The sequence below is a fragment of the Bacillus sp. FSL L8-0528 genome, assembly GCF_038593085.1.
Lineage (GTDB): Bacteria > Bacillota > Bacilli > Bacillales > Bacillaceae > Bacillus > Bacillus paralicheniformis.
Genome location: NZ_CP151961.1, coordinates 2,566,100 through 2,589,694, shown reverse-complemented (window position 1 = coordinate 2,589,694; position 23,595 = coordinate 2,566,100). Strand labels below are relative to the sequence as shown.

Genomic DNA, 23,595 nt, shown 5'->3' with positions numbered 1-23,595 from the left:
ACAGCTTATTGGAAATGAGCCATGAAGACAATCATTTAGGAAAAGTGGAAATCGCTCCGGAAGTCATCGAAGTCATTGCCGGAATCGCAGCTTCCGAAGTTGAAGGCGTAGCTGAAATGCGCGGCAATTTTGCGACAGGTGTCGTGGAACGGTTTGGAAAAAAGAATCACGGCAAAGGCGTCAAAGTTGATTTGTCAGATGACGGAATTATCATTGATGTTTATTGCGTGATGATGTTTGGCGTTTCGATTCCTAAAGTTGCAAATGCCGTTCAGGATAATATCCGCCAGACGCTTCTCAATATGACAGCTCTTTCGATTAATGAAATCAATATTCACATCGTTGGCATTCAATTCGATTCAAAAACGCACGAGGTGGAAGTCGATCAAGAGATGTAGTGCGGTGAAGTGGAAGAACCAAGGGGAATGACGGCCCTTTGGTTTTTTCATGTTCCGTTTTAAAAAATGACGTTTAAAAGCATCTTTCCGCTGTTATCGACCAAAAATAAGAGGAACCGGAAAGTTTGCAAAGAAGTTCGAAAAACGAATGATAATAAATGATTATTTCTTATTATTCGGTTATTGACGATAAAACCGCGATTTTTGCATGCGGAAAGACTAAAAATATGATATGATCTCTTTGTGGCTTAAACGGCAAGCGGCAAAGAGGGTTAAAGGAGAAAAAGAAAGAATGAAAAGAAGAACAGCAAGAGAAAAGGCTTTGCAGTCACTATTCCAGATTGATGTCAGTGATACAGAACCGAATGAAGCGATGCAGCACGCCTTGGACGGGCAGGAAAGCGACGCTTTTTTCGAGCAGCTTGTTTACGGGGTCTTAGAGAACAAAGAGAAAATCGATGAGATGATCAAACGGCATCTCGTCAATTGGAAGCTTGACAGGCTGGCGAATGTCGACCGCGCGATTTTGCGTTTGTCCGCCTACGAAATGATCTTTTTAGAAGACATACCTGTCAACGTCTCTATGAATGAAGCGATTGAACTGGCGAAGCAATTTGGAGATGACAAGTCGGCGAAGTTTGTAAACGGTGTTCTTTCTAACATTAAATCCGATCTTGAATAATCTAGGAGGAGAGCAAATGACAGCAACCATCATCGACGGGAAAGAAACAGCAAAGGAAAAGCGCGGGCAGCTGGCCAAGGAAGTTGAAGAGCTGAAAAAACAAGGAGTGACCCCGGGACTGGCCGTTATTTTAATTGGTGATGATCCGGCGTCTCTTTCATATGTACGGGGAAAGAAAAAAGCAGCTGAAGCCATGGGGATTCGTTTTCAGCTGGATCATTTCGATGCAAGCTTCTCTGAACAAGAGCTTCTTGAAGTGATTGACCAGTACAACCAAAATAACGACTTTCACGGAATTCTTGTCCAGCTGCCTCTTCCGGATCATATTTCCGAACAAGCGGTGATTGAAAGAATATCCCCTGACAAAGATGTTGACGGTTTTCATCCATTAAACGTAGGAAAGATGCTGCTTGGCGAAGACACATTTCTGCCTTGCACGCCTGCGGGCATCGTGGAGCTTTTAAAGAAAACCGAGATTGATCTGTCGGGAAAAGAGGTTGTTGTCGTCGGGCGAAGCAATATCGTCGGAAAGCCGGTAGGACAGCTGCTCTTGAACGAAAACGCAACCGTTACGTACTGCCATTCAAGAACGGCCGACATTACGGCTCACACAAAAAAAGCTGACATTCTGATTGTCGCTGTCGGAAAGGCGAATTTCATCAAAGCGGATCAAATGAAAGAGGGAGCCGTTGTCATTGATGTCGGCGTTAACCGCCTTGACAACGGAAAGCTCGTCGGTGATGTCGATTTTGAAGAAGCGAAGGAAAAGGCTTCCTATATTACCCCCGTACCGGGCGGTGTCGGTCCGATGACGATTACAATGCTGGCCCATAACACGGTTAAATCAGCGAAGCGTACAATTTAACTTTAATGTACAGCCGTTCATCCGCCTGGTCTCGCGCCGGCGGATGAACGTGCTTGTGCCTTCTTAGAAAGGAGACTGTGCCATGAGTGAAATTTCATTTGTCACGGTCACGGCTTTGACAAAATATATTAAGCGCAAATTTGACGTGGACCCCCATCTTGAAGATATTTGGATCAAGGGCGAGCTGTCAAATGTTAAAATACATAGCAGAGGCCATATTTATTTTACACTGAAAGATGATAACGCCCGCATTCAATCCGTCATGTTCGCCAGACAAAACAGAAATCTCGCCTTTACCCCTGAAAACGGGATGAAAGTATTGGTGAGAGGCGGCATTTCGGTATATGAACCGAGCGGCAACTATCAGCTCTATGCAAAAGAAATACAGCCTGACGGCATAGGTGCGCTTCATCTCGCGTATGAGGAACTTAAGAAAAAGCTATCGCAAGAAGGCTTGTTTGATGAAAAACATAAGAAACCCATCCCCGCGTTCCCATCAGTCGTCGGTGTTGTCACGTCTCCAACTGGAGCGGCTGTACGCGATGTGATCACCACCATTAAAAGAAGATACCCCCTTGTAAAAGTGATCGTCTTTCCAACGCTCGTTCAAGGAGTAAACGCGGGCGAGTCAATCGTCAGCAGCATTAAAGAGGCTAACCGCAGAGAGTTATGCGATGTATTAATCGTCGGACGCGGAGGAGGATCGATCGAAGAGCTGTGGGCATTTAATGAAGAGGCTGTCGCCAGGGCCATTTTTTCTTCCGGCATTCCGATCATTTCTGCCGTCGGGCATGAAACGGATTTTACAATCAGCGATTTTGTCGCGGATTTACGGGCGGCGACCCCGACGGGAGCGGCCGAACAGGCCGTCCCTAATATGCTTGATTTGCTGGAGCGTCTGAAAACGCTCGAAGCGAGAATTGCAAAATCGATGCAGCAGGATTTAAGAAAGCGGCAGGAGCGGGTGAAAACCCTTCAGTCCTCTTATGCCTTCCGCTACCCGAAACGGCTGTATGCCCAAAAGGAACAGGAATTCGACCTGATATTCGACCGTTTCCAAAAACAGCTGGCGATGACCGTTGAACGCAAAGAACAAAAACTGAACGAACAGACATACAAGCTGGAGATGCTTCATCCCGAGGAGCAGCTTAAACAAGCGAGAAAGAGGCATGAAGAGCAAACAGTCCGGCTGAAGCGGAATATGGATGTGCAGCTGAAGCAGATTCACTCGCAGTTTCAAACGGTTCTTGGTAAACTGAATGCATTAAGCCCTCTCCAAGTGATGGAAAGAGGGTACAGTTTGACATATAAGGAAAATGAATTGATTAAAAGTATTGAACAGGTTCATGAAAAAGATGAGATCCGCGTCACATTAAATGATGGGACGCTGACCTGTGAGGTACTGCAAAAGAGAGGCGAAACAAATGGCTGAAGAAAACAAAACAAACCGGGAAGACCTGACATTTGAAGAGGCGATGAAAGGTCTGGAACAGATCGTATCAAAGCTTGAAGAAGGGGATGTGCCTTTGGAAAAGGCGATCGACTATTTCCAGAAAGGGATGGCTCTTTCGAAAATGTGCCACGAAAAACTGCAAAATGTCGAAAAGCAGATGGACTACATTTTGCGGGAAAATGGGGAATTAGCTCCTTTCAGTGTTCGGGAGGAGGAAAAAGGTGACCGGTAAACTTGACGGATTTTTAAAATCGAGAAAAACATTAATTGAAGAACGCCTTCCGATGTATATTAAAGACCTGCGAGCGCCGTCTATCCTCAAGGAATCCATGCTGTACTCATTGGAAGCCGGAGGGAAACGGCTGAGACCGATTTTGGTTCTTGCGCTTCTTCATGCGTACGGAAAAGACGAAGAAGCCGGAATTCCGGTCGGGTGCGCGGTTGAAATGATCCATACGTATTCATTAATCCATGACGATCTTCCTTGTATGGATGACGATGACCTCAGAAGGGGAAAGCCGACAAACCATAAAATTTACGGGGAAGCGACGGCCATTCTCGCCGGAGACGCCTTATTAACTGAAAGCTTCAAAATGATCACTTCCAATATGCCTTCTGATGTATCCGCTGAAAAACGCATCAGACTGGTGAATGAGCTGATATCGGCGGCGGGGGCTGAAGGCATGGTAGGCGGTCAGATTTTAGATATGGAAGCGGAATCAAAGTCTGTCTCTCTTGATGAACTGCAGCGGATTCACGAAGGAAAAACGGCTAAACTCCTCAGCTTCAGCGTCATCGCGGGGGCGATTCTAGCAGATGCATCTGAAAAAGAGATTGAAAAGCTCCGCGAATTCAGCCATCATATCGGCATCGGCTTCCAGATCAGAGATGACATTCTCGACCTTGAAGGCTCAGAGGATAAAATCGGCAAACGGATCGGATCTGACGAGACAAACGGAAAATCGACCTATCCGTCGCTCCTTTCGCTTGAGGGCGCCAGCCAAAAGCTTGATGAACATATTGAAAAAGCAAAACGGCTGATTTCAGAGCTTCCGCTTGAAAAAGAGCTTATGTACGAGTTCTGCGATATGATTGCCGCAAGGGATCATTGATACAGGGCTTCCATTTGAGCATCAAAGGCTTATTATGATAAAATATAAAAAGTTGAACTCTAAAACGCCGCGCCGTTATCACGTTGTGTTAGCGGCTGTTTTTTCAAACGAAGCGTCCGCATATGCAAGTTTGCGCATGGGGATGAATTCGTCATATAATAATTCAAGCTGAAACTTAAAATGAAGCAAGGCGCATACTTGCAGAAATCATGCTGAAAGTGAGTTGATCCGATTGGATCTGTTATCGATAAAGGACCCTGCATTTTTGAAGAACCTTTCAAATCAAGAACTGGAAGATTTAAGCGCTGAAATTCGCCGCTTTTTAATTGAAACGCTTTCTGAATCTGGAGGGCACATTGGTCCGAATCTCGGTGTTGTCGAGCTTACCATTGCATTGCATAAAGAATTTAACAGCCCGAAAGATAAGTTTTTGTGGGATGTGGGGCATCAATCGTATGTCCATAAACTGTTGACCGGCCGCGGAAAGGACTTCGCCACGCTGCGTCAGCATAAAGGACTGTGCGGTTTTCCAAAGCGGAATGAAAGCGAACATGATGTCTGGGAAACGGGCCACAGTTCGACTTCTCTCTCCGGTGCGATGGGGATGGCGGCTGCGAGAGACTTGAAAGGGACTAACGAATATATCATCCCGATCATCGGAGACGGTGCACTGACCGGCGGCATGGCTCTTGAAGCGCTTAACCATATCGGCCATGAGCAAAAAGACATGATTGTCATTTTGAATGACAACGAAATGAGCATCGCTCCAAACGTCGGAGCGATTCATTCCATGCTCGGAAGGCTGCGCACAGCCGGAAAATACCAATGGGTCAAAGATGAGCTTGAGTATTTGTTCAAGCGGATTCCTGCTGTTGGCGGCAAGCTTGCCGCTACAGCCGAGCGGATCAAAGACAGCCTTAAATACCTGCTGGTATCCGGGATGTTCTTTGAAGAGCTCGGATTTACGTATTTAGGGCCTGTAGACGGTCATTCCTATGATGAACTGTTTGAAAACTTGCAGTATGCGAAAAAGACGAAAGGCCCGGTACTCCTCCACGTTATTACGAAAAAAGGAAAAGGCTATAAGCCTGCGGAAACCGATAAAACCGGCACATGGCACGGAACCGGCCCATATAAAATCGATACCGGTGATTTTGTTAAGCCGAAAGCCGCTGCGCCATCATGGAGCGCGCTCGTAAGCGAAACGGTCAGGAAGCTTGCCCGCGAGGATGAACGGATTGTGGCCATTACTCCGGCCATGCCTGTCGGTTCAAAACTTGAAGGGTTTGCGAGCGAGTTTCCGGAGCGCATGTTTGATGTCGGCATTGCGGAACAGCATGCGGCAACGATGGCGGCTGGTCTCGCGACTCAGAATATGAAGCCGTTTCTGGCGATCTATTCGACATTTCTTCAGCGCGCTTATGACCAGGTTGTCCATGATATTTGCCGGCAAAACCTAAATGTATTTATCGGCATTGACAGAGCGGGCCTTGTCGGCGCTGACGGGGAAACACACCAGGGCGTGTTTGACATTGCTTTTTTACGGCATATTCCGAATTTGGTTCTCATGATGCCGAAAGATGAAAACGAAGGCCAGCACATGGTCAACACGGCTGTCAAATACGACGACGGCCCGATTGCCATGCGCTTTCCGCGCGGAAACGGACTCGGCGTCAAAATGGATAAAGAATTGAAAACGATCCCGATCGGAACGTGGGAAGTGCTGAAACCCGGGACAGACGCGGTCATTTTAACATTCGGCACCACCATTCCGATGGCGCTTGCTGCCGCGGAGGAGCTGCAGAAAGAAGGGCGTTCGGTCAGAGTGGTTAACGCCCGTTTTATCAAGCCGCTTGACGAAAACATGCTGATGGAAATCCTGAACGAGGGGCTTCCGATTTTAACGATCGAAGAGGCTGTGCTTCAAGGCGGATTCGGCAGCTCGATCCTTGAGTATGCCCATGAACATCAGTCTTACAGCCCGATCATTGACAGGATGGGGATACCTGATCAATTTATTGAACATGGCAGCGTCGCCAAGCTTCTGGAAGAGATCGGAATGACAAAAGAAGACGTCATCAGACGAATAAGACTCTTGACGCCCGTAAAGACTCATAAAGGAATTGGATCATGACAGGAAAAAAAGAACGGCTCGACGTTTTATTAGTAGAAAGAGGGTTAATGGAAACGCGGGAAAAAGCGAAAAGAGCCATCATGGCCGGCATCGTCTATACGAATGAAAACAGACTGGACAAGCCGGGCGAAAAGGTTGACCGCACGATTCCGCTGACCGTTAAAGGAAACCCGTTAAAATACGTCTCAAGAGGCGGATTAAAACTTGAAAAAGCATTAAAAGAGTTTCAGCTTTCCGTTCAAGGCAAGCTGATGATTGACATCGGCTCTTCCACCGGCGGCTTCACAGACTGCGCGCTGCAAAACGGCGCTCTCCGCTCATACGCCGTTGATGTCGGGTATAATCAGCTCGCCTGGAAGCTGAGGCAGGATGAGCGGGTTGTGGTGATGGAACGCACCAATTTCCGGTATTGCACACCTGCCGATTTTACGGAAGGACTGCCGGAGTTCGCGACGATCGATGTCTCTTTTATCTCTCTGAAAATCATCCTGCCTGTGCTTAAGAGCATTTTAGTGCCGGGAAGCGACTGCATCGCTCTCGTCAAACCGCAGTTTGAAGCAGGGCGGGAATCCGTCGGGAAAAAAGGAATCGTCCGCGATCCCCTCGTCCATAAAGCTGTGCTTGATGACATCAGCCGGTTTGCGGCTCTGGAAGGATACGACTGCCGAAACGCCTCGTTTTCGCCGATTACCGGCGGCGACGGCAACATCGAATTCCTTCTCCATTTGCATTGGGACGGGGAGGCACAGCCCGGCACGCCGATAGCAGAAGAAACGATCAATCAAATTGTCGCAGAGGCTCACAAGACATTAAAAGCGAAAAAAAACGGATCAGCGTGATTAAAAACCCTTGAGAGCCGTACGGCGAATGCGAGGGTGGCCGGCACGCAAAAAGGAATAATAGTGGGCTATTATTCCTTTTTTACTGCAAACATGTACTTTTCCGACAAAATCATTTAACATAAATGTATAAACATACACAATTTGTGTATAAAACGAGGTGTGAAATGAACAAAGGTCAAAGGCATATTAAAATCAGGGAGATTATCACCGCTAATGAAATTGAAACACAGGATGAGCTTGTCGATATTTTAAAGAAAGACGGCTATAATGTGACGCAGGCCACCGTCTCGCGGGACATTAAAGAGCTTCATTTGGTCAAGGTGCCGACAAACAACGGTTCCTACAAATACAGCCTGCCTGCTGATCAGCGCTTTAATCCCCTTTCCAAATTAAAAAGATCATTGATGGACGCATTTGTCAAAATCGACTCAGCCAGCCATCTGATCGTTTTAAAAACAATGCCGGGCAACGCGCAGGCGATCGGGGCGCTGATGGACAATTTGGATTGGGAAGAAATCATGGGAACGATCTGCGGAGATGATACCATTTTGATCATCTGCCGGACGCATGATGATACCAAAATCGTACAGAAGAAAATATTGGAGCTTTTATAAACGAAGGCCTGAAAAGAGGTGTCATGAAAGCTTGTTAGCTGAATTATCGATCAAAAACTTTGCCATTATCGAAGAATTAACCGTTTCTTTTGAAAAAGGGCTGACGGTTCTGACCGGTGAAACCGGGGCCGGAAAATCGATCATCATCGACGCCGTCTCTTTGCTTGTTGGAGGCCGCGGCTCGTCCGAATATGTCAGATATGGCGAAAAAAGAGCCGAATTGGAAGGGCTTTTCCTCCTTGACAGCGGCCATCCGGTTTTTGATTTGTGCACAGAACTGGGGATTGAAGCCTCGGATGACATGATCGTCATGAGGAGAGATATTAACGCAAACGGCAAGAGCATCTGCCGCGTCAATGGAAAACTTGTCACCATTGCCGCTTTGCGGGAAGTCGGCAGACTGCTGCTTGACATTCACGGGCAGCACGACAATCAGCTGCTGATGGAGGACGAGCACCATCTTCAGCTTCTGGACAGGTTTGCAGGAGAAGAAATCGAAAATGCTTTAAAAGCGTATCAGGAAGTTTACAGCCGCTACATGGACGTCATGAAAAAGGTGAAAGAGCTTTCTGAAAGCGAGCAGGAAATGGCTCACAGACTTGATTTAATACAATTCCAGCTTGATGAAATCGAATCTGCAAACCTTGAGCCGAAAGAGGACGAACTTCTTCAGGAAGAGCGCCGTCAAATCGCAAATTTTGAAAAAATATACGAAGCCCTGCAAAACGCCTATAATGCGCTTCGCAACGAGCAGGCCGGGCTTGACTGGGTCGGCATGGCTTCAAGCGAGCTTGAAAACGTCTCAGGCATCAATGAAGGGCTCAATAAAGTATCTGAATCCGTAGCCAACGCTTACTACATTCTTGAAGATTCAACTTTTCAGATCAGAAATATGCTGGATGAACTCGAATACGACCCCGAGCGCCTCGATTATATCGAATCGCGATTAAACGAAATCAAACAGCTGAAACGCAAATACGGCGCTACTGTCGAAGATATCCAAGCTTATTCGGCTAAGATAGAGGAAGAGATCGATCGGATCGAAAACCGGGACAGCCACTTGCAGGCTTTAAAATCCCGACTCGAATCAATCGGCAAGGATGTGGCGATTGAAGCCGCCAATGTGTCCGAAATCAGAAAAAAATGGGCGAAAAAACTGGCCAAACAGATTCAGCAGGAACTGAAAGATTTGTATATGGAAAAATCGACATTCGATACGGAATTCCAGGTGAAAAAAGCGGAACGGGATGATGATGCACCCGTCGTCAACGGTATGCCGGTTCAGCTCACAAAGCACGGCATTGACACCGTCCATTTCCTAATCTCAACAAACACGGGAGAACCGCTCAAATCTTTGTCAAAGGTTGCATCTGGAGGAGAGCTGTCAAGAATCATGCTGGCGATGAAAAGCATTTTCTCTGCTCAGCAGGATGTCACATCGATCATTTTCGATGAAGTGGATACGGGTGTAAGCGGCAGAGTCGCACAGGCGATCGCCGAAAAAATACACCGCGTCTCGATCGGTTCTCAAGTTTTATGCATTACCCACTTGCCGCAGGTGGCCGCCATGGCTGACACCCACCTTTTGATCACGAAACAGTCGAAAGACGGGAGAACGACGACAAGCGTCACACCGTTGTCAAAACAGGAAAAAATAGCGGAAATCGGCCGGATGATCGCCGGTGTTGAAGTAACGGATTTGACGAAGCGCCATGCGAAAGAACTTTTGAACCAAGCTAAGCTTGTTAAAACTACCGGATAAGCTGTTCATCCTGAACAGCTTCAGCGTGTCGACAAACCCTCGCATTCGTTGTCAGGCCTGCGCGTCGGTGCTCACGAATTCCAACATTCGCTCCGCTCCGATGCTCGGCCTTCCTAGACTGCAAAGGTTTTCAATCACGCTGAAAGGATGACAAAATCCCAAAACTAAGAGCAGTTTTGGGATTTTGTTAACAATTTGAAGCTGTTCATCCTGAACAGCTTATTTTTTTGTCGGCATTTTCTTATACAAACTCATTCTTATCATTTTATCCAATGATTTTCTTCCGTCCGCAGTTATAAATCGCTGTCCGAAAGGCAAAAGTAATGAATGTAGCGAAAGAAATTTTATATGGTGTGGGTTAGGTGCGAGGAGAGTGAAAAGGTGGATGTTGAAAAAATCAGAAAAGCTGTGGGTATGATTCTCCTTGTTTCTTTAATAAGTGTAGGATTTTACAAACCGGTGAAAGAATACATTGTAATACCAAAAAATTTGAACATTTTTGAGACGGGTACCCGTGCGGTTGAAACGAGCTTATCCGTCAGTACTCCGAAAGATGGATCATCGGAAGCATTCACACTGAAAGAAAATCAAAGCGAAGTAGAAATAAAAGGTGAAAAGAATGGACAGGCAGAACTCGTCTACGATTTTGCCGGATTTCCAGTTAAAAAAACAAAAGTAAATGTCCTGCCTGATTTGAAAGTGGTCCCCGGCGGGCAGTCCATTGGTGTAAAGCTTCACTCTGTTGGCGTATTGGTCGTGGGTTTTCATCAAATCAATACCTCTGAAGGCAAAAAATCGCCCGGTGAAGCAGCCGGAATCGCGGTAGGCGACATTATCACCGAAATCAATGGCACGAAAATCGAAAAAATGAATGACATTACCCCTTTTATTCAAAAGGCCGGGAAAACAGGAGAAACCTTACATCTGTCGATTAAAAGAGATAAACAAGAAATCAAAACGAAGCTCATTCCGAAAAAAGACCAGGCTGAAGATAAATACAGAATCGGCTTATATATCAGGGACTCTGCCGCAGGAATCGGCACAATGACTTTTTTCGAGCCGAAATCGAAAAAATACGGAGCGCTTGGTCACGTCATTTCAGACATGGATACGAAAAAACCGATCGTTGTTGAAAAAGGGCAAATCGTGAAATCGACCGTCACCTCGATTGAAAAAGGAACAGGCGGAAATCCCGGAGAGAAACTGGCCCGTTTCGCATCAGAACGAAAAGTGATCGGTGATATCAACAGAAACAGTCCATTCGGGATCTTCGGGACGCTTCATGAGTCAATCAAAAACCGCATCGCTGACAAAGCCATTCCGATTGCATTTTCAGATGAAGTAAAAGAAGGCCCTGCCCAAATTTTAACGGTTATCGAAAACGACAAAGTCGAGAAATTCGATATTCAGGTCGTCAGTACGACACCTCAGAAGTTTCCGGCCACAAAAGGCATGGTGCTGAAAATCACCGACCCGAGGCTGTTGAGCAAAACAGGAGGCATCGTTCAAGGGATGAGCGGAAGTCCGATCATCCAAAACGGAAAGATCATAGGCGCTGTAACTCACGTTTTCGTCAATGATCCGACGAGCGGATACGGCGTGCATATTGAATGGATGCTGTCTGAAGCGGGAATCGATATTTATAAAAAAGAAAAAGCAAGCTGACTGCCGGATTCCTCCGGCAGTTTTTGATTTCGTCTTTTTTTCTTGCGCGTTGTGCGTTAAAATGAAAGAAGAAAAGATTTTTCGACAAATTCACGTTCCCCGGTTTGTCAAGTCGCATTTCGAGTCGAAAAATCGAGAAAATCAGAAAAAAACAGAGAAAAAGCGAGATATACCACTATTATTGGAAAAATCCTTTTTTAAAAAAGGGAATAAAGTGGTGCTGTCGAATTAAACATATTAGAAAAAGAATGATGAAATTTATCAACATACACATTGGGGAGGAAGAAACGTGGAGAAAATTAAAGTATGTGTTGCTGATGATAACAGGGAGCTTGTCGGCCTATTAAGCGAATATATCGAGGGACAAAGCGACATGGAAGTGCTTGGTGTCGCATACAACGGACAGGAATGCCTTTCGTTGTTTAAAGACAAGGAGCCCGATGTGCTTGTGCTGGATATTATTATGCCTCATCTCGACGGATTGGCCGTTCTTGAAAGGCTGAGGGAATCGCAGCTTAAAAAGCAGCCGAATGTCATCATGCTGACGGCGTTCGGTCAGGAAGACGTGACGAAAAAAGCTGTAGATTTGGGCGCGTCGTATTTTATTTTGAAGCCTTTTGACATGGAGAACTTAGTCGGCCATATCCGCCAGGTTAGCGGAAACGGGTCTCAATTGACACACCGTGCCCCGTCCTCTCAAAGCAGTGTGCTTCGGCCGCAGCCGGAATCGCCGAAGAAAAACCTGGACGCCAGCATCACGACCATCATCCACGAGATCGGCGTGCCCGCTCATATAAAAGGCTATTTATACTTAAGGGAAGCCATCTCCATGGTGTATAATGACATCGAACTGCTAGGGAGCATTACAAAAGTGCTTTATCCGGATATCGCCAAAAAATTCAACACAACTGCAAGCCGAGTCGAACGGGCGATTCGCCACGCCATCGAAGTCGCATGGAGCAGAGGCAATATCGACTCGATTTCGTCACTTTTCGGCTACACAGTCAGCATGTCAAAAGCAAAGCCGACGAATTCAGAATTCATCGCGATGGTCGCAGACAAGCTGAGACTGGAGCATAAGGCTTCTTAAACGTTGACATGGCGCAGTTTTGACGAAGATTTAACCGTTGAATTGTCGACCTGTTTCTAACGAATAGTTTATCGTAATACCGATGAATATTTCGCCCTTATTGCGATAAATTTTGCTGCAATCCGAAGGGTTTTAATACAGTAATTAAAGGTCTCGTTTTTATAAACGAGGCCGTTTTTTTGCTCTTAAATGTACTGTTTTGAAGTCATCCCTAACAGCACATCTGAAAATACTAAAAAATGTAATTTGTACACTTTTTGGACATGCTTGCACGCCGTCAACAAGGGTCGGGAAGCAGTATGTGCAGCAGCAAATATAAGCATGAGAACTGCGGAAGGAGCAGCGCTACTCATCATCCGCTATGAAGGATTAAATGCTTGTCATGAAGCAGCCGGGCTTTAAAAAATGTTTAAAATAAAAGAATATTTGTACTTGCATTCCTGCAAGTTCTGACAAAAACTACATAGCACGCAGCCAGCTTTCGGTGTATCCGTCTATTTTTCAAAGTTTGTCTCACGCCCGGTGCATTGGCGTCATAGACTGAATCATATAAAGCGAAAGCCGCATGAAACGTCTTTTTTCTTATGAAAAAAGACGTTTTTTTATACAAAAAAATAAAAATGATGAAATAGATCTGATTTCTTCCAGATGTCAACCATTTTTCGGCCTTGGATAGACCGTTTTTCACAGACGTTTTTGAGCGGATGGCTTCTAACAATTCGGAAATCCTTGGGGCATTGGACGGGTAAATCGGGCGAATATCTGCTGAAGCGGCCTGCTTTACAGCTGTCGGGTATTAAAGATAAGGTACGGGGTGTGCAAAATTCAGCGGGCGAGGTGGTCGACATGAAAAAAGGAGTCATCCTTGTTTTGTTCGCTATGCTGCTATTGGCAGGCTGCGGGACAACGCAACATAATGGGCAAAGCGGCGATGAGAGCCGAAAAGGAACAGGCGGGGAAACGTTTGTGAAAGAAGGCATCTTTGTCGGTTTGGCGGATCAGCATACCGTCGCCGTCAATATTGACGGCAAAGAAACGACGTTTCAGGTCCCTCCCGAAAAACGGGACAAATATAAAGGGATCAAGGATGATACAAAGGTGGAAGTGGAGTACACGAAAGCAGAGGACGGAACATTACAACTTGAAGATATGAAAGAGAAAGAATGATCGTTTGCAAAAAGGTTGTAGGAGGAACTAATCGTGAAACTGTTAATGAGGAGTTTTGTTTTGCTGCTGTTTTCGTTTATTGCGGTTTTTCCAGCTGCTTTTGCGGCTGAGCCGCTTTCCGGGAAGACGGTATATGTTGACGCAGGTCACGGGGGCGAAGACAGCGGTGCGGTCGGAAACGGGCTGCTTGAGAAAGATGTCAACCTTGAAGTGGCAAAGCTGGTTGATGAAAAGCTGAAGGAAGAAGGAGCCGACACGGTCGCCTCAAGAACGGATGATACGTTTTTGACGCTGGAAGACCGGGTGGCCAAAGCGAGCAAGAACGCTTCAGACTTGCTGATCAGCATTCATGCAAACTCGGCCGTTCCGGAAGCGTCCGGTACAGAAACATACTTCGATTCTGCGTATCAAGCCGCTGACAGCAAACGGCTGGCGTCTAACATTCAAGAACGCCTTCCGGATGCGCTTGGCACTCGGGACAGAGGTGTAAAAGAATCAGGGTTTTATGTCATCAAAAATTCTCAAATGCCGAGTGTTTTAGTCGAACTCGGCTTTATCACGAACAAAACTGATGCAGATAAACTCGAAAGTCCGGAATATCAGGAAAAAGCGGCAGACGCGATTGCTGACGCTGTCGCAGCTTATTATGAATAACAGAAGGGACCCCGGTATATGACCGGGGTTCTTGTGTTATGTTTATGTTAAAAAAAGGCCTTATGTGTGGAAAGAAAACAGTAAGACCTTCATAATGGGATATAAACTTGCAATTCTTGTAGAGGTGAACCAGAGATGACGAAAATATTTGCACACCGAGGAGCTTCCGGCACTTTTCCCGAAAATACAATGGCGGCGTTTAAGCACGCAGCGGCCATCGGTGCAGACGGCATCGAATTGGATGTACAAATGGCAAAAGACGGTCGTCTTGTTGTGATACATGATGAAAAGCTTGACAGGACGACTTCGCTGAAAGGATATGTGAAGGATCTTACATATGAGGAGATCAAGCGCGGAGACGCAAGCCACCGTTTTTCCGAAAAAACCGGCTCTGTCCCGGTGCCGACCCTTGAAGAAGTGTTTGAGTGGGCGGCAGATGCTGAATTTTTTCTCAATGTGGAATTGAAAAACAGCATTATCCGTTATGATGGAATGGAAGAAAAGGTGATGTCGATGATTGAAGCGTACGGCCTTCAAGACCGGATCATTCTTTCATCATTCAATCATGAAAGCCTTGCGTTATGCAGCAGACTGAATCCAAGTATCGAGTTGGCCGCGCTTTACATGGATGTCATCTACAAGCCGGAGGAGTACATTGAAATGATTCCGGCTTCAGGATTTCATCCGTATCGCCGTTCAATGTCGGCTGACATGATCAAAAACGCCCATTTGAAACAAAAAGCGGTCAGGCCGTTCACCATCAACCGTGAAGAGGAGATGAAAAAACTGATTGCTGAAGGGATTGACGGTTTCTTCACCGATTTTCCCGAAAAAGCGTTAAAAATAAAAGCTGAGATGTGACACGCTGAAAGGATGACAAAATCCCAAAACTAAAAGTCGTTTTGGGATTTTGTCAACAATCTGAAAGCCGCAGACAGTATCTGCGGCTTTTTGCTTTCCGTTCACAGAGATCACACCTCGCGGCCGCTCTGCTTTTTTCTGAAGCGGGGGCTTACTTGATTGCGTTTTCTGTCTCTGTATAGAATAAATCCGCCTAATAAATAAAGGCCGCCTCCGAAGCATATGAACCCCGCCAGCCCCTGAAGCCAAAGGATCTGAAACGGGCTGATCAAAACGCCGAAAACAGTGTCGCGCATCAATTTAATTCCGAGAGCAGCCAGGCCTCCCGGTATCAGCAAAACGAACAGTGCGATCATTCTCCCCATACACGAATCCCCTTACCAATGATTTACCTTTATTGTCTATTTGAAAAAAAAGTTTGTCAAGAAAGGAAAACATGATAACATAGATGTTGTGCAAATTGTTGCAAGTGAACGTGAAAGTGTGCAAAATTTTTCATACAAAGGGGTAAAGGGATGATGCAAAAAGTACTGATCGTTGGTGCTGGAAAAGGGGGGACCGCTCTCTTGGATGTGCTGCTGAAAACAAAGACGATGCATATCGAGGCGGTCATCGATAAAAATCCGGAAGCGCCCGGGCTTTTCATCGCGCAAAAAAACGATATCGAAACGGCGCTCGATTGGACGCCATACATCACAGAACAGATCGATATCATCATTGAAACGACCGGAGACGCCGGCGTATTAAAGCAGCTGATTCGAAAAAAGCACGACAGTACGATCGTGGTGCCGGGATCGCTCGCTTATATCATCTCTCAGCTGATGAACGAAAAGCAGCAGCTCATCCAAATGTTAAAAGAGCAGACGTATAAACACGACCGTATTTTCAACTCTATGAATGACGGCATGATTTTTATTGACATTAACGAAGAGATCATTTTGTTTAACAAAATGGCGGAAGTGATGACAGGGACAAAGCGCACTGAAGCGATCGGCCAGCATATTCAAAGCGTGATCCCGACGACGAAGCTGCCGCGCATTCTCAATACGAGAGAGCCTGAGTATCATCAAAAGCAATTTCTCCATCCGAACAGGCAGATCGTCACGACCAGAATTCCGATTATCGATGACGGAGGGACGCTGCTCGGGGCGCTCAGCATATTTAAGGACATTACCGATGCGGTCGAGCTGGCTGAAGAGGTGACCAACCTGAAGGAAGTCAGAACGATGCTTGAAGCGATCATTCAATCTTCGGATGAAGCGATATCGGTCGTTGATGAAAACGGAAACGGGATGATGATCAACAGGGCGTATACAAAGATGACGGGCCTGACAAAAGACCAGGTGATCGGGAAGCCGGCCAATACCGACATATCCGAAGGGGAAAGCATGCATTTGAAAGTGCTTGAAACGAGGCGCCCTGTCAGAGGGGTCAGAATGAAAGTCGGCCCTAATAAAAAAGAAGTGATTGTCAATGTCGCGCCGATTATCGTCGACGGCATTTTAAAAGGGAGCGTCGGCGTCATTCACGATGTATCTGAAATTCAATCGCTCACAAACGAGCTGAACAGAGCGCGCCAGATTATCCGCACACTTGAGGCGAAATATACATTTGCCGACATCATCGGGTCAAGCGAGCAGATGCTCGTCGCGCTGGAACAGGCGAAATTGGGGGCGAAGACGCCTGCGACGATTTTGCTGAGAGGCGAATCGGGAACGGGTAAAGAGCTTTTTGCCCATGCCATACATAACGAAAGTGACCGAAAGTATAATAAGTTTGTCCGCGTCAATTGTGCGGCCATATCGGAATCACTGCTTGAATCAGAGCTTTTCGGCTATGAGGAAGGCGCTTTTTCAGGTGCGCGCCGCGGCGGGAAAAAAGGATTCTTTGAAGAAGCGAACAACGGAAGCATTTTCTTGGATGAAATCGGCGAGCTCACGCAAAACACACAAGCGAAGCTCCTCCGCGTTCTTCAGGAAAAAGAAATTGTCAGAGTCGGCGGGACCAAACCGATTCCTGTGAACGTCCGGGTCATCGCAGCGACAAACGTCAATATTGAAAAGGCGCTCGCTGAGGGCAGGTTTCGCGAAGACTTGTACTACCGGATCAATCGCTATCCGATATCGATTCCGCCGCTCAGGCAGCGGAAAGAGGATATCGAAGCCTTGAGCAGGCATTTGATTGGGAAAATCAATCAAGAATACGGACGTAATGTAAAGGGGCTTACGAAAAACGCGCTCAAATCGTTAAAAGCACGGAAGTGGCCAGGGAATGTCAGAGAGCTTGAAAATGTTCTCGAGCGAGCGATGATCTTTTTAAAACCGCAAATGGAATGGATTGATCTCGAACACCTGCCCGAAGCAGACCGTCCGAATAAAAAGGCGGAAGCCGGTGCAGCTTTCCCTGAGGTTGAAGATGAAAAGCTGTCTGATGCGGTTGAACGGTTTGAAGCTCATGTCATTAAAGAAACGCTTGAAAAGCATCAATACAACAGAACGAAAACGGCAAAAGCGCTTGGAATCAGTATCCGCAATCTCTATTACAAAATGGATAAATACAATCTTGCAAAAGATAGCATGCAATAAATTGCAAAACGAGTGCAAAATCATGCAAACTGTAAACAGGATCACAGTACCGAACCGCTTTTTTTATACTGGCACGAAACTTGCATGATATAGTGGGCGGATGTTTGCTAAGAAAGGTGGGTACTATGAAGCTGAAACAATTATTGCAAAAAGCGGCGGAGCTTGACAATAAAACGGTCGCCGTCGCACATGCAGAAGATGACGAAGTGCTGCAAGCGGTCAAACTTGCGGTCGACAAACAATTTGCCCGGTTCTTGCTGATTGGGCACAGAGAAAAGATCAGGCATATGATGACAGAACAGAACATTTCAAAACGGCACGTGGATATCATTCATTCGGAATCGCCGGCGGATTCGGCGAGAATTGCCGTTCAAGCTGTCAAAAGCGGCAATGCTGATGTTCTCATGAAGGGGAATGTCCCGACAGCCGTGCTATTAAAAGCCGTTTTGAATAAGGAGTACGGGCTCCGTTCCTCGCACGTGCTGTCACATGTAGCAGCTTTTGAAGTCAGCGGGTTTGAGAGGCTGATTTATGTAACAGATGCGGCAATGAATATCAGCCCCAAGCTTGACGAGCTGAAACAGATTTTAGAAAACGCAGTCGGCGTGGCGAGAGCGGTCGGCGTGCAAATGCCGAAAGCCGCTTGTCTCGCCGCGGTGGAAACCGTAAATCCCGCAATGGAAGCGACATTGAATGCAGCTGCCTTGACGCAGATGAATCATCGGGGCCAAATCAAAAACTGCATCGTTGACGGGCCTCTCGCGTTGGATAACGCGATCTCACCGCTTGCAGCCCGGCATAAAAACATTTCCGGAATCGTTGCGGGCGAGGCCGACATCCTGCTTGTTCCTTCAATTGAAACAGGCAATGTCCTTTACAAATCATTGATTCATTTTGCGGGTGCGAAAGTGGGAGCCATTTTGGCAGGGGCGAAAGCGCCCATCGCCTTGACGAGCAGGGCCGATTCCGCAGAAAACAAGCTGTATTCGATTGCTTTGGCACTGTGTACGTCTGAAGCACGACAAGAGGAGGAATAAAAAATGGAACTATTTCGATATATGGAACAGTATGACTATGAGCAATTGGTATTTTGCCAAGATAAACAGTCCGGATTAAAAGCGATCATCGCGATTCATGATACAACGCTCGGGCCGGCTCTCGGCGGCACGAGAATGTGGACATACGAAAGTGAAGAAGCCGCAATTGAAGATGCGCTGCGCCTTGCGCGGGGAATGACCTATAAAAACGCGGCGGCCGGACTGAACCTCGGAGGAGGCAAAACCGTTATTATCGGCGATCCGCGCAAAGATAAAAACGAAGAAATGTTCCGCGCTTTCGGCCGTTACATTCAAGGGCTGAACGGCAGATACATCACCGCGGAAGACGTCGGTACAACCGTTGAAGATATGGACATCATTCATGATGAAACTGATTTTGTTACAGGTATTTCGCCTGCTTTCGGTTCATCAGGCAATCCTTCTCCGGTAACGGCTTACGGGGTATATAAAGGGATGAAGGCGGCTGCAAAAGCGGCCTTCGGGACAGATTCGCTTGAAGGCAAAACCGTTGCCGTCCAAGGCGTTGGAAACGTGGCCTACAACCTGTGCCGTCATCTCCACGAAGAAGGCGCAAAACTGATCGTGACTGACATCAATAAAGAAGCGGTCGAACGCGCAGTCGCCGAATTCGGCGCCCGTGCCGTCGATCCGGATGATATTTATTCACAGGAATGCGATATATATGCGCCGTGTGCCCTCGGAGCGACAATCAACGATGATACGATTCCGCAGCTGAAAGCCAAAGTGATTGCCGGGGCAGCCAACAACCAGCTGAAAGAAACCCGCCACGGGGATCAAATTCACGACATGGGTATCGTTTATGCCCCTGACTATGTCATCAATGCCGGCGGTGTCATCAATGTCGCTGACGAGCTTTACGGATATAATTCGGAGCGTGCGCTGAAAAAAGTCGAAGGCATCTACGGAAACATTGAACGCGTCCTTGAAATTTCAAATCGCGACCGCATTCCGACATACTTGGCCGCTGACCGCTTGGCGGAAGAACGTATTGAGCGCATGCGCCAATCGAGAAGTCAATTTTTGCAAAACGGCCATCACATCTTAAGCAGACGTTAAGATCATAACCCCTATTCGCTATTGGAGGTTTTATATCAATGCAGGTACAGGAAAAACGTATTCTCGTCATCAATCCGGGATCAACATCTACAAAGATCGGCGTTTTTCATGATGACCGTTCGATTTTCGAAAAATCAATCCGTCATGACGAGGCTGAGTTACAGCAATACCAAACCATTATTGATCAATATTCGTTCAGAAAACAGGCGATACTCGAAACCCTGCATGAACAGGGAATCAATATTTCTAAATTGGATGCCGTTTGCGCCCGGGGAGGGCTGCTCAGACCGATTGAAGGCGGCACTTACGAAGTCAATGACGCGATGATCGTCGATTTGAAAAACGGCTATGCGGGGCAGCATGCGTCAAACCTCGGGGGCATTATCGCCAGGGAGATTGCCGACGGATTAAATATTCCCGCTTTTATCGTCGACCCCGTTGTTGTGGATGAAATGGCCCCTGTCGCAAAAATTTCCGGCACGCCGGCCATTGAAAGGCGCAGTATTTTTCACGCGCTCAACCAAAAAGCTGTCGCGAGGAAAGCGGCCTGGCAGTTCGGGAAGCGGTATGAAGATATGAAAATGATCATCACCCACATGGGAGGCGGTATTACGATCGGCGTCCATTGCCACGGACGGGTGATCGATGTCAACAACGGCCTTCACGGGGAAGGTCCGCTCAGTCCAGAGCGGGCCGGAACCATTCCTGCGGGCGATCTGATCGATATGTGCTTTTCCGGCGAATATACAAAAGGCGAGCTGATGAAAATGCTTGTCGGCGGCGGAGGGCTTGCCGGCTATCTCGGCACGACAGATGCGGTAAAAGTTGAGAAAATGATCAAGGAAGGCGATCAAAAGGCTGCGCTCATCTATGAAGCGATGGCTTATCAAATCGCCAAAGAAATCGGGGCGGCCAGCGCCGTCTTAAAAGGCGAAGTCGATGTCATTATTTTGACAGGCGGACTGGCGTACGGAAAATCGTTTGTTACCTCGATCAGACAATACATAGACTGGATTTCGGATGTCGTCGTCTTTCCGGGAGAAAATGAGCTTCAAGCATTGGCTGAAGGTGCATTTCGCGTATTGAACGGCGAGGAAGAGGCGAAACAGTATCCGAACCAGAGGAGGGAAAGTTATGGCAACTGAATACGATCTCGTGATTCTTGGAGGGGGCACCGGCGGCTATGTGGCTGCCATCAGAGCTTCGCAGCTGGGACTGAAAACAGCCGTCGTTGAAAAGCGGAAACTCGGCGGCACCTGCCTTCATAAAGGCTGCATCCCGTCGAAAGCGCTCCTTAGAAGCGCGGAAGTTTACAGGACAGCAAAAAAGGCGGACGAATTCGGAGTGGTCATTTCTGAAGTCGGCCTGCGGTTTTCTCAAGTTCAAAGCAGAAAACAAAAAATAATTGACCAGCTGCACAACGGTGTCAAACACTTGATGAAAAAAGGAAAGATCGATGTTTACGAAGGAATCGGACGGATCCTCGGGCCGTCGATTTTTTCCCCGAACCCGGGGACGGTTTCCGTTGAGATGGCGAATGGGGATGAGAATGAGATGCTCATACCGAAAAACGTCATTATCGCCACAGGCTCAAGGCCCAGGTCGCTGCCGGGGCTTGAGCTTGACGGGGAAAACGTACTGTCATCCGACGAAGCGCTTGAACTTGAGCAGCTTCCGGCTTCCATGCTGATTGTCGGAGGAGGTGTCATCGGAATCGAGTGGGCTTCCATGCTGTGCGATTTCGGTGTTGACGTGACCGTCATTGAGTATGCAGACCGGATTTTGCCGACGGAAGATGCCGATATTTCTAAAGAAATGCAGACGCAGCTGGCGAAAAAAGGCATCACGATCATCACGGGAGCGAAAGTGCTGCCCGACACATTGGCGAAAGGCGATACGGTCAGCATTCAAGCTGAAAAAGACGGAGAAAAACAGACCTATTCCGCTGAGAAACTGCTCGTATCTGTCGGAAGGCAGGCAAATGTTGAAGGGATCGGTCTGGAAAACACAGATATCCAAGTGGAAAACGGCTTTATCGTGACAAACAGCATGTACCAGACAAAAGAATCCCACATCTATGCGATCGGAGATGTGATCGGCGGCCTTCAGCTTGCACATGCTGCTTCCCACGAAGGGATTACGGCCGTTGAGCATATTGCTGGCGAGAACCCGCACGCCATCGATTATTCGCTTGTCTCAAAATGCATCTATTCAAGTCCTGAAGCCGCATCGGTCGGCTTGACAGAGGATGAGGCGAAGGCGCAGGGCAAGAGCGTCAAAGTAGGCAAATTTCCGTTTCAGGCGATTGGCAAAGCGCTCGTGTACGGTGAGACGGACGGCTTTGTCAAAATCGTCGCCGATCGCGAATCAGATGATATTTTGGGCGTTCACATGATCGGCCCGCATGTGACAGACATGATATCTGAAGCCGGTCTGGCAAAGGTGCTTGACGCCACCCCGTGGGAAGTCGGACAAACGATCCATCCGCATCCGACGCTGTCGGAGGCGATCGGAGAAGCCGCCCTTGCCGTAGATGGAAAGGCGATTCATTTTTAGAAAGCATGAAGGAGTGAAAAAAATGGGCAATAACCGTCATGAAGCAGTTGGATTAACAGATGAACAAGCAATCGACATGTACAAAACCATGCTTTTAGCCAGAAAACTCGATGAGCGGATGTGGCTCTTAAACCGTTCAGGCAAAATTCCTTTTGTCATCTCTTGTCAAGGACAGGAAGCCGCCCAGGTCGGAGCGGCATTCGCTTTAGACCGGGAGAACGATTATGTGCTTCCGTATTACAGAGATATGGGCGTTGTGCTTGCTTTTGGAATGACGGCAAAAGATTTAATGCTGTCGGCGTTTGCAAAAGCCGAGGATCCGAATTCGGGAGGAAAGCAGATGCCGAGCCACTTCGGTCAAAAGAAAAACCGGATCGTCACGGGCTCTTCGCCGGTGACAACGCAAGTTCCGCACGCGGTTGGTGTAGCGCTTGCCGGAAGGCTTGACAAGAAAGATATCGCGACTTTTGTGACGTTCGGCGAAGGCTCTTCAAACCAGGGGGACTTCCATGAAGGGGCGAACTTTGCCGCCGTGCATAAGCTTCCCGTCATTTTCATGTGTGAAAACAATAAATACGCCATCTCGGTTCCTTACGAAAAGCAGGTGGCTTGTGAAAACATTTCCGACCGCGCCGTCGGTTACGGCATGCCCGGCGTGACCGTTGACGGAAATGATCCGCTTGAAGTCTACAAAGCGGTTAAAGAAGCAAGGGAACGTGCCGGAAGAGGCGAAGGTCCGACATTAATCGAAACGATATCATACCGGCTGACCCCGCACTCCAGCGATGATGACGATCGAAGCTACAGAGAGCGCGAAGAGGTGGCGGAGGCGAAGAAAAATGATCCGCTTAACAAATTCGCGCATTACTTAAAAGAAACAGGTCTTCTCGACGACCAGTCTGAGAAGCAAATGTCGGATGAGATCACAACCATCGTCAATGAAGCAACAGATTACGCTGAACATGCACCTTATGCAGATCCGGAAGATGCGCTGCGGCATGTTTATGCGGAGTAAGGGGG

The 23,595-nt window shown here is 47.4% G+C and carries 22 protein-coding genes; 21 read left to right on the top strand and 1 reads right to left on the bottom strand.

From position 1 onward, the window contains the following. The first annotated feature begins 14 nt into the window (after positions 1-14). The 15 genes from MHI30_RS12935 (at position 15) to MHI30_RS12865 (ending at position 15,299) form a co-directional block, all read left to right on the top strand. Positions 15-398 carry an Asp23/Gls24 family envelope stress response protein gene (locus MHI30_RS12935; protein ID WP_031304734.1) on the top strand — a complete coding sequence of 128 codons (384 nt, stop codon included), beginning with the start codon at positions 15-17 and terminating at the stop codon, positions 396-398. A 292-nt stretch (positions 399-690) separates the two neighbouring features. Then, positions 691-1,080: a transcription antitermination factor NusB gene (gene nusB, locus MHI30_RS12930; protein ID WP_020452136.1), complete on the top strand. Its 390-nt coding sequence runs from the start codon at positions 691-693 to the stop codon at positions 1,078-1,080. Between the two features lie 16 nt (positions 1,081-1,096). Next, positions 1,097-1,945, top strand: coding sequence for a bifunctional methylenetetrahydrofolate dehydrogenase/methenyltetrahydrofolate cyclohydrolase FolD (gene folD / locus MHI30_RS12925; protein ID WP_020452135.1), 849 nt, complete (start codon positions 1,097-1,099; stop codon positions 1,943-1,945). Between the two features lie 82 nt (positions 1,946-2,027). Beyond that, entirely contained in the window at positions 2,028-3,377 is a 1,350-nt protein-coding gene (xseA, locus tag MHI30_RS12920; RefSeq protein ID WP_075752409.1) for an exodeoxyribonuclease VII large subunit, read from the top strand. Next, positions 3,370-3,630, top strand: coding sequence for an exodeoxyribonuclease VII small subunit (locus tag MHI30_RS12915; protein ID WP_075752411.1), 261 nt, complete (start codon positions 3,370-3,372; stop codon positions 3,628-3,630). Before xseA ends, MHI30_RS12915 begins: the two co-directional genes overlap by 8 nt. Then, a complete protein-coding gene (locus MHI30_RS12910; RefSeq protein ID WP_075752413.1) occupies positions 3,620-4,510 on the top strand; it encodes a polyprenyl synthetase family protein in 891 nt (296 codons plus the stop codon). The genes MHI30_RS12915 and MHI30_RS12910 overlap by 11 nt, the downstream gene beginning before the upstream one ends. A 232-nt stretch (positions 4,511-4,742) precedes the next feature. Continuing rightward, complete coding sequence (gene dxs, locus MHI30_RS12905) at positions 4,743-6,644, top strand: 1-deoxy-D-xylulose-5-phosphate synthase (RefSeq protein ID WP_075752415.1); 1,902 nt, start codon at positions 4,743-4,745, stop codon at positions 6,642-6,644. After that, positions 6,641-7,483 carry a TlyA family RNA methyltransferase gene (locus tag MHI30_RS12900; protein ID WP_075752417.1) on the top strand — a complete coding sequence of 281 codons (843 nt, stop codon included), beginning with the start codon at positions 6,641-6,643 and terminating at the stop codon, positions 7,481-7,483. The genes dxs and MHI30_RS12900 overlap by 4 nt, the downstream gene beginning before the upstream one ends. Positions 7,484-7,650: 167 nt before the next feature. Next, complete coding sequence (argR, locus tag MHI30_RS12895) at positions 7,651-8,100, top strand: transcriptional regulator ArgR (protein WP_020452129.1); 450 nt, start codon at positions 7,651-7,653, stop codon at positions 8,098-8,100. A 31-nt stretch (positions 8,101-8,131) separates the two neighbouring features. Continuing rightward, the gene (gene recN / locus MHI30_RS12890; protein WP_075752419.1) at positions 8,132-9,862 is read left to right on the top strand and encodes a DNA repair protein RecN; all 1,731 of its coding nucleotides are present in this window, start codon (positions 8,132-8,134) and stop codon (positions 9,860-9,862) included. Positions 9,863-10,276: 414 nt separating this feature from the next. Then, positions 10,277-11,527 (top strand): SpoIVB peptidase, encoded by a 1,251-nt coding sequence (spoIVB, locus tag MHI30_RS12885; RefSeq protein WP_252606957.1) that lies wholly within the window; start codon positions 10,277-10,279, stop codon positions 11,525-11,527. Between the two features lie 289 nt (positions 11,528-11,816). Continuing rightward, entirely contained in the window at positions 11,817-12,617 is an 801-nt protein-coding gene (gene spo0A, locus MHI30_RS12880) for a sporulation transcription factor Spo0A (RefSeq protein WP_003183361.1), read from the top strand. Between the two features lie 846 nt (positions 12,618-13,463). Continuing rightward, on the top strand, positions 13,464-13,784 hold the full coding sequence (locus MHI30_RS12875) for a membrane lipoprotein lipid attachment site-containing protein (protein ID WP_048349989.1): 321 nt from the start codon (positions 13,464-13,466) through the stop codon (positions 13,782-13,784). Positions 13,785-13,817: 33 nt separating this feature from the next. Then, complete coding sequence (locus tag MHI30_RS12870) at positions 13,818-14,438, top strand: N-acetylmuramoyl-L-alanine amidase (RefSeq protein ID WP_075752423.1); 621 nt, start codon at positions 13,818-13,820, stop codon at positions 14,436-14,438. Between the two features lie 135 nt (positions 14,439-14,573). Then, on the top strand, positions 14,574-15,299 hold the full coding sequence (locus MHI30_RS12865) for a glycerophosphodiester phosphodiesterase (protein WP_075752425.1): 726 nt from the start codon (positions 14,574-14,576) through the stop codon (positions 15,297-15,299). Positions 15,300-15,409: 110 nt separating this feature from the next. Here MHI30_RS12865 and MHI30_RS12860 read toward each other — a convergent pair whose 3' ends face one another. Next, positions 15,410-15,664 carry a DUF2627 domain-containing protein gene (locus MHI30_RS12860; protein WP_048350556.1) on the bottom strand — a complete coding sequence of 85 codons (255 nt, stop codon included), beginning with the start codon at positions 15,662-15,664 and terminating at the stop codon, positions 15,410-15,412. 153 nt (positions 15,665-15,817) lie between these two features. On the opposite strand from MHI30_RS12860, the gene MHI30_RS12855 reads away from it, so the two are divergent. The 6 genes from MHI30_RS12855 (at position 15,818) to MHI30_RS12830 (ending at position 23,590) form a co-directional block, all read left to right on the top strand. Next, complete coding sequence (locus MHI30_RS12855) at positions 15,818-17,884, top strand: sigma-54-dependent Fis family transcriptional regulator (RefSeq protein ID WP_075752519.1); 2,067 nt, start codon at positions 15,818-15,820, stop codon at positions 17,882-17,884. 125 nt (positions 17,885-18,009) lie between these two features. Next, positions 18,010-18,921 (top strand): phosphate butyryltransferase, encoded by a 912-nt coding sequence (gene yqiS, locus MHI30_RS12850; RefSeq protein WP_023855157.1) that lies wholly within the window; start codon positions 18,010-18,012, stop codon positions 18,919-18,921. A gap of 3 nt (positions 18,922-18,924) precedes the next feature. Then, positions 18,925-20,019: a branched-chain amino acid dehydrogenase gene (gene bcd, locus MHI30_RS12845; protein WP_048350555.1), complete on the top strand. Its 1,095-nt coding sequence runs from the start codon at positions 18,925-18,927 to the stop codon at positions 20,017-20,019. 38 nt (positions 20,020-20,057) lie between these two features. Then, positions 20,058-21,164 carry a butyrate kinase gene (gene buk, locus MHI30_RS12840; protein ID WP_075752427.1) on the top strand — a complete coding sequence of 369 codons (1,107 nt, stop codon included), beginning with the start codon at positions 20,058-20,060 and terminating at the stop codon, positions 21,162-21,164. Beyond that, positions 21,154-22,575 carry a dihydrolipoyl dehydrogenase gene (gene lpdA, locus MHI30_RS12835; RefSeq protein WP_075752429.1) on the top strand — a complete coding sequence of 474 codons (1,422 nt, stop codon included), beginning with the start codon at positions 21,154-21,156 and terminating at the stop codon, positions 22,573-22,575. The genes buk and lpdA overlap by 11 nt, the downstream gene beginning before the upstream one ends. Before the next feature lie 22 nt (positions 22,576-22,597). Then, the gene (locus MHI30_RS12830; protein ID WP_095323519.1) at positions 22,598-23,590 is read left to right on the top strand and encodes a thiamine pyrophosphate-dependent dehydrogenase E1 component subunit alpha; all 993 of its coding nucleotides are present in this window, start codon (positions 22,598-22,600) and stop codon (positions 23,588-23,590) included. The last annotated feature ends 5 nt before the right edge of the window (positions 23,591-23,595 follow it).

Excerpts from the sequence above, each read along its gene's own strand:
- MHI30_RS12935 (WP_031304734.1), top strand. The coding sequence starts at position 15 with ATGAGCCATGAAGACAATCATTTAGGAAAAGTGGAAATCGCTCCGGAA.
- nusB (WP_020452136.1), top strand. The coding sequence starts at position 691 with ATGAAAAGAAGAACAGCAAGAGAAAAGGCTTTGCAGTCACTATTCCAG.
- folD (WP_020452135.1), top strand. The coding sequence starts at position 1,097 with ATGACAGCAACCATCATCGACGGGAAAGAAACAGCAAAGGAAAAGCGC.
- xseA (WP_075752409.1), top strand. The coding sequence starts at position 2,028 with ATGAGTGAAATTTCATTTGTCACGGTCACGGCTTTGACAAAATATATT.
- MHI30_RS12915 (WP_075752411.1), top strand. The coding sequence starts at position 3,370 with ATGGCTGAAGAAAACAAAACAAACCGGGAAGACCTGACATTTGAAGAG.
- MHI30_RS12900 (WP_075752417.1), top strand. The coding sequence starts at position 6,641 with ATGACAGGAAAAAAAGAACGGCTCGACGTTTTATTAGTAGAAAGAGGG.
- argR (WP_020452129.1), top strand. The coding sequence starts at position 7,651 with ATGAACAAAGGTCAAAGGCATATTAAAATCAGGGAGATTATCACCGCT.
- spoIVB (WP_252606957.1), top strand. The coding sequence starts at position 10,277 with ATGATTCTCCTTGTTTCTTTAATAAGTGTAGGATTTTACAAACCGGTG.
- MHI30_RS12875 (WP_048349989.1), top strand. The coding sequence starts at position 13,464 with ATGAAAAAAGGAGTCATCCTTGTTTTGTTCGCTATGCTGCTATTGGCA.
- MHI30_RS12865 (WP_075752425.1), top strand. The coding sequence starts at position 14,574 with ATGACGAAAATATTTGCACACCGAGGAGCTTCCGGCACTTTTCCCGAA.
- MHI30_RS12860 (WP_048350556.1), bottom strand. The coding sequence starts at position 15,664 with ATGGGGAGAATGATCGCACTGTTCGTTTTGCTGATACCGGGAGGCCTG.
- MHI30_RS12855 (WP_075752519.1), top strand. The coding sequence starts at position 15,818 with ATGCAAAAAGTACTGATCGTTGGTGCTGGAAAAGGGGGGACCGCTCTC.
- yqiS (WP_023855157.1), top strand. The coding sequence starts at position 18,010 with ATGAAGCTGAAACAATTATTGCAAAAAGCGGCGGAGCTTGACAATAAA.
- bcd (WP_048350555.1), top strand. The coding sequence starts at position 18,925 with ATGGAACTATTTCGATATATGGAACAGTATGACTATGAGCAATTGGTA.
- buk (WP_075752427.1), top strand. The coding sequence starts at position 20,058 with ATGCAGGTACAGGAAAAACGTATTCTCGTCATCAATCCGGGATCAACA.
- lpdA (WP_075752429.1), top strand. The coding sequence starts at position 21,154 with ATGGCAACTGAATACGATCTCGTGATTCTTGGAGGGGGCACCGGCGGC.
- MHI30_RS12830 (WP_095323519.1), top strand. The coding sequence starts at position 22,598 with ATGGGCAATAACCGTCATGAAGCAGTTGGATTAACAGATGAACAAGCA.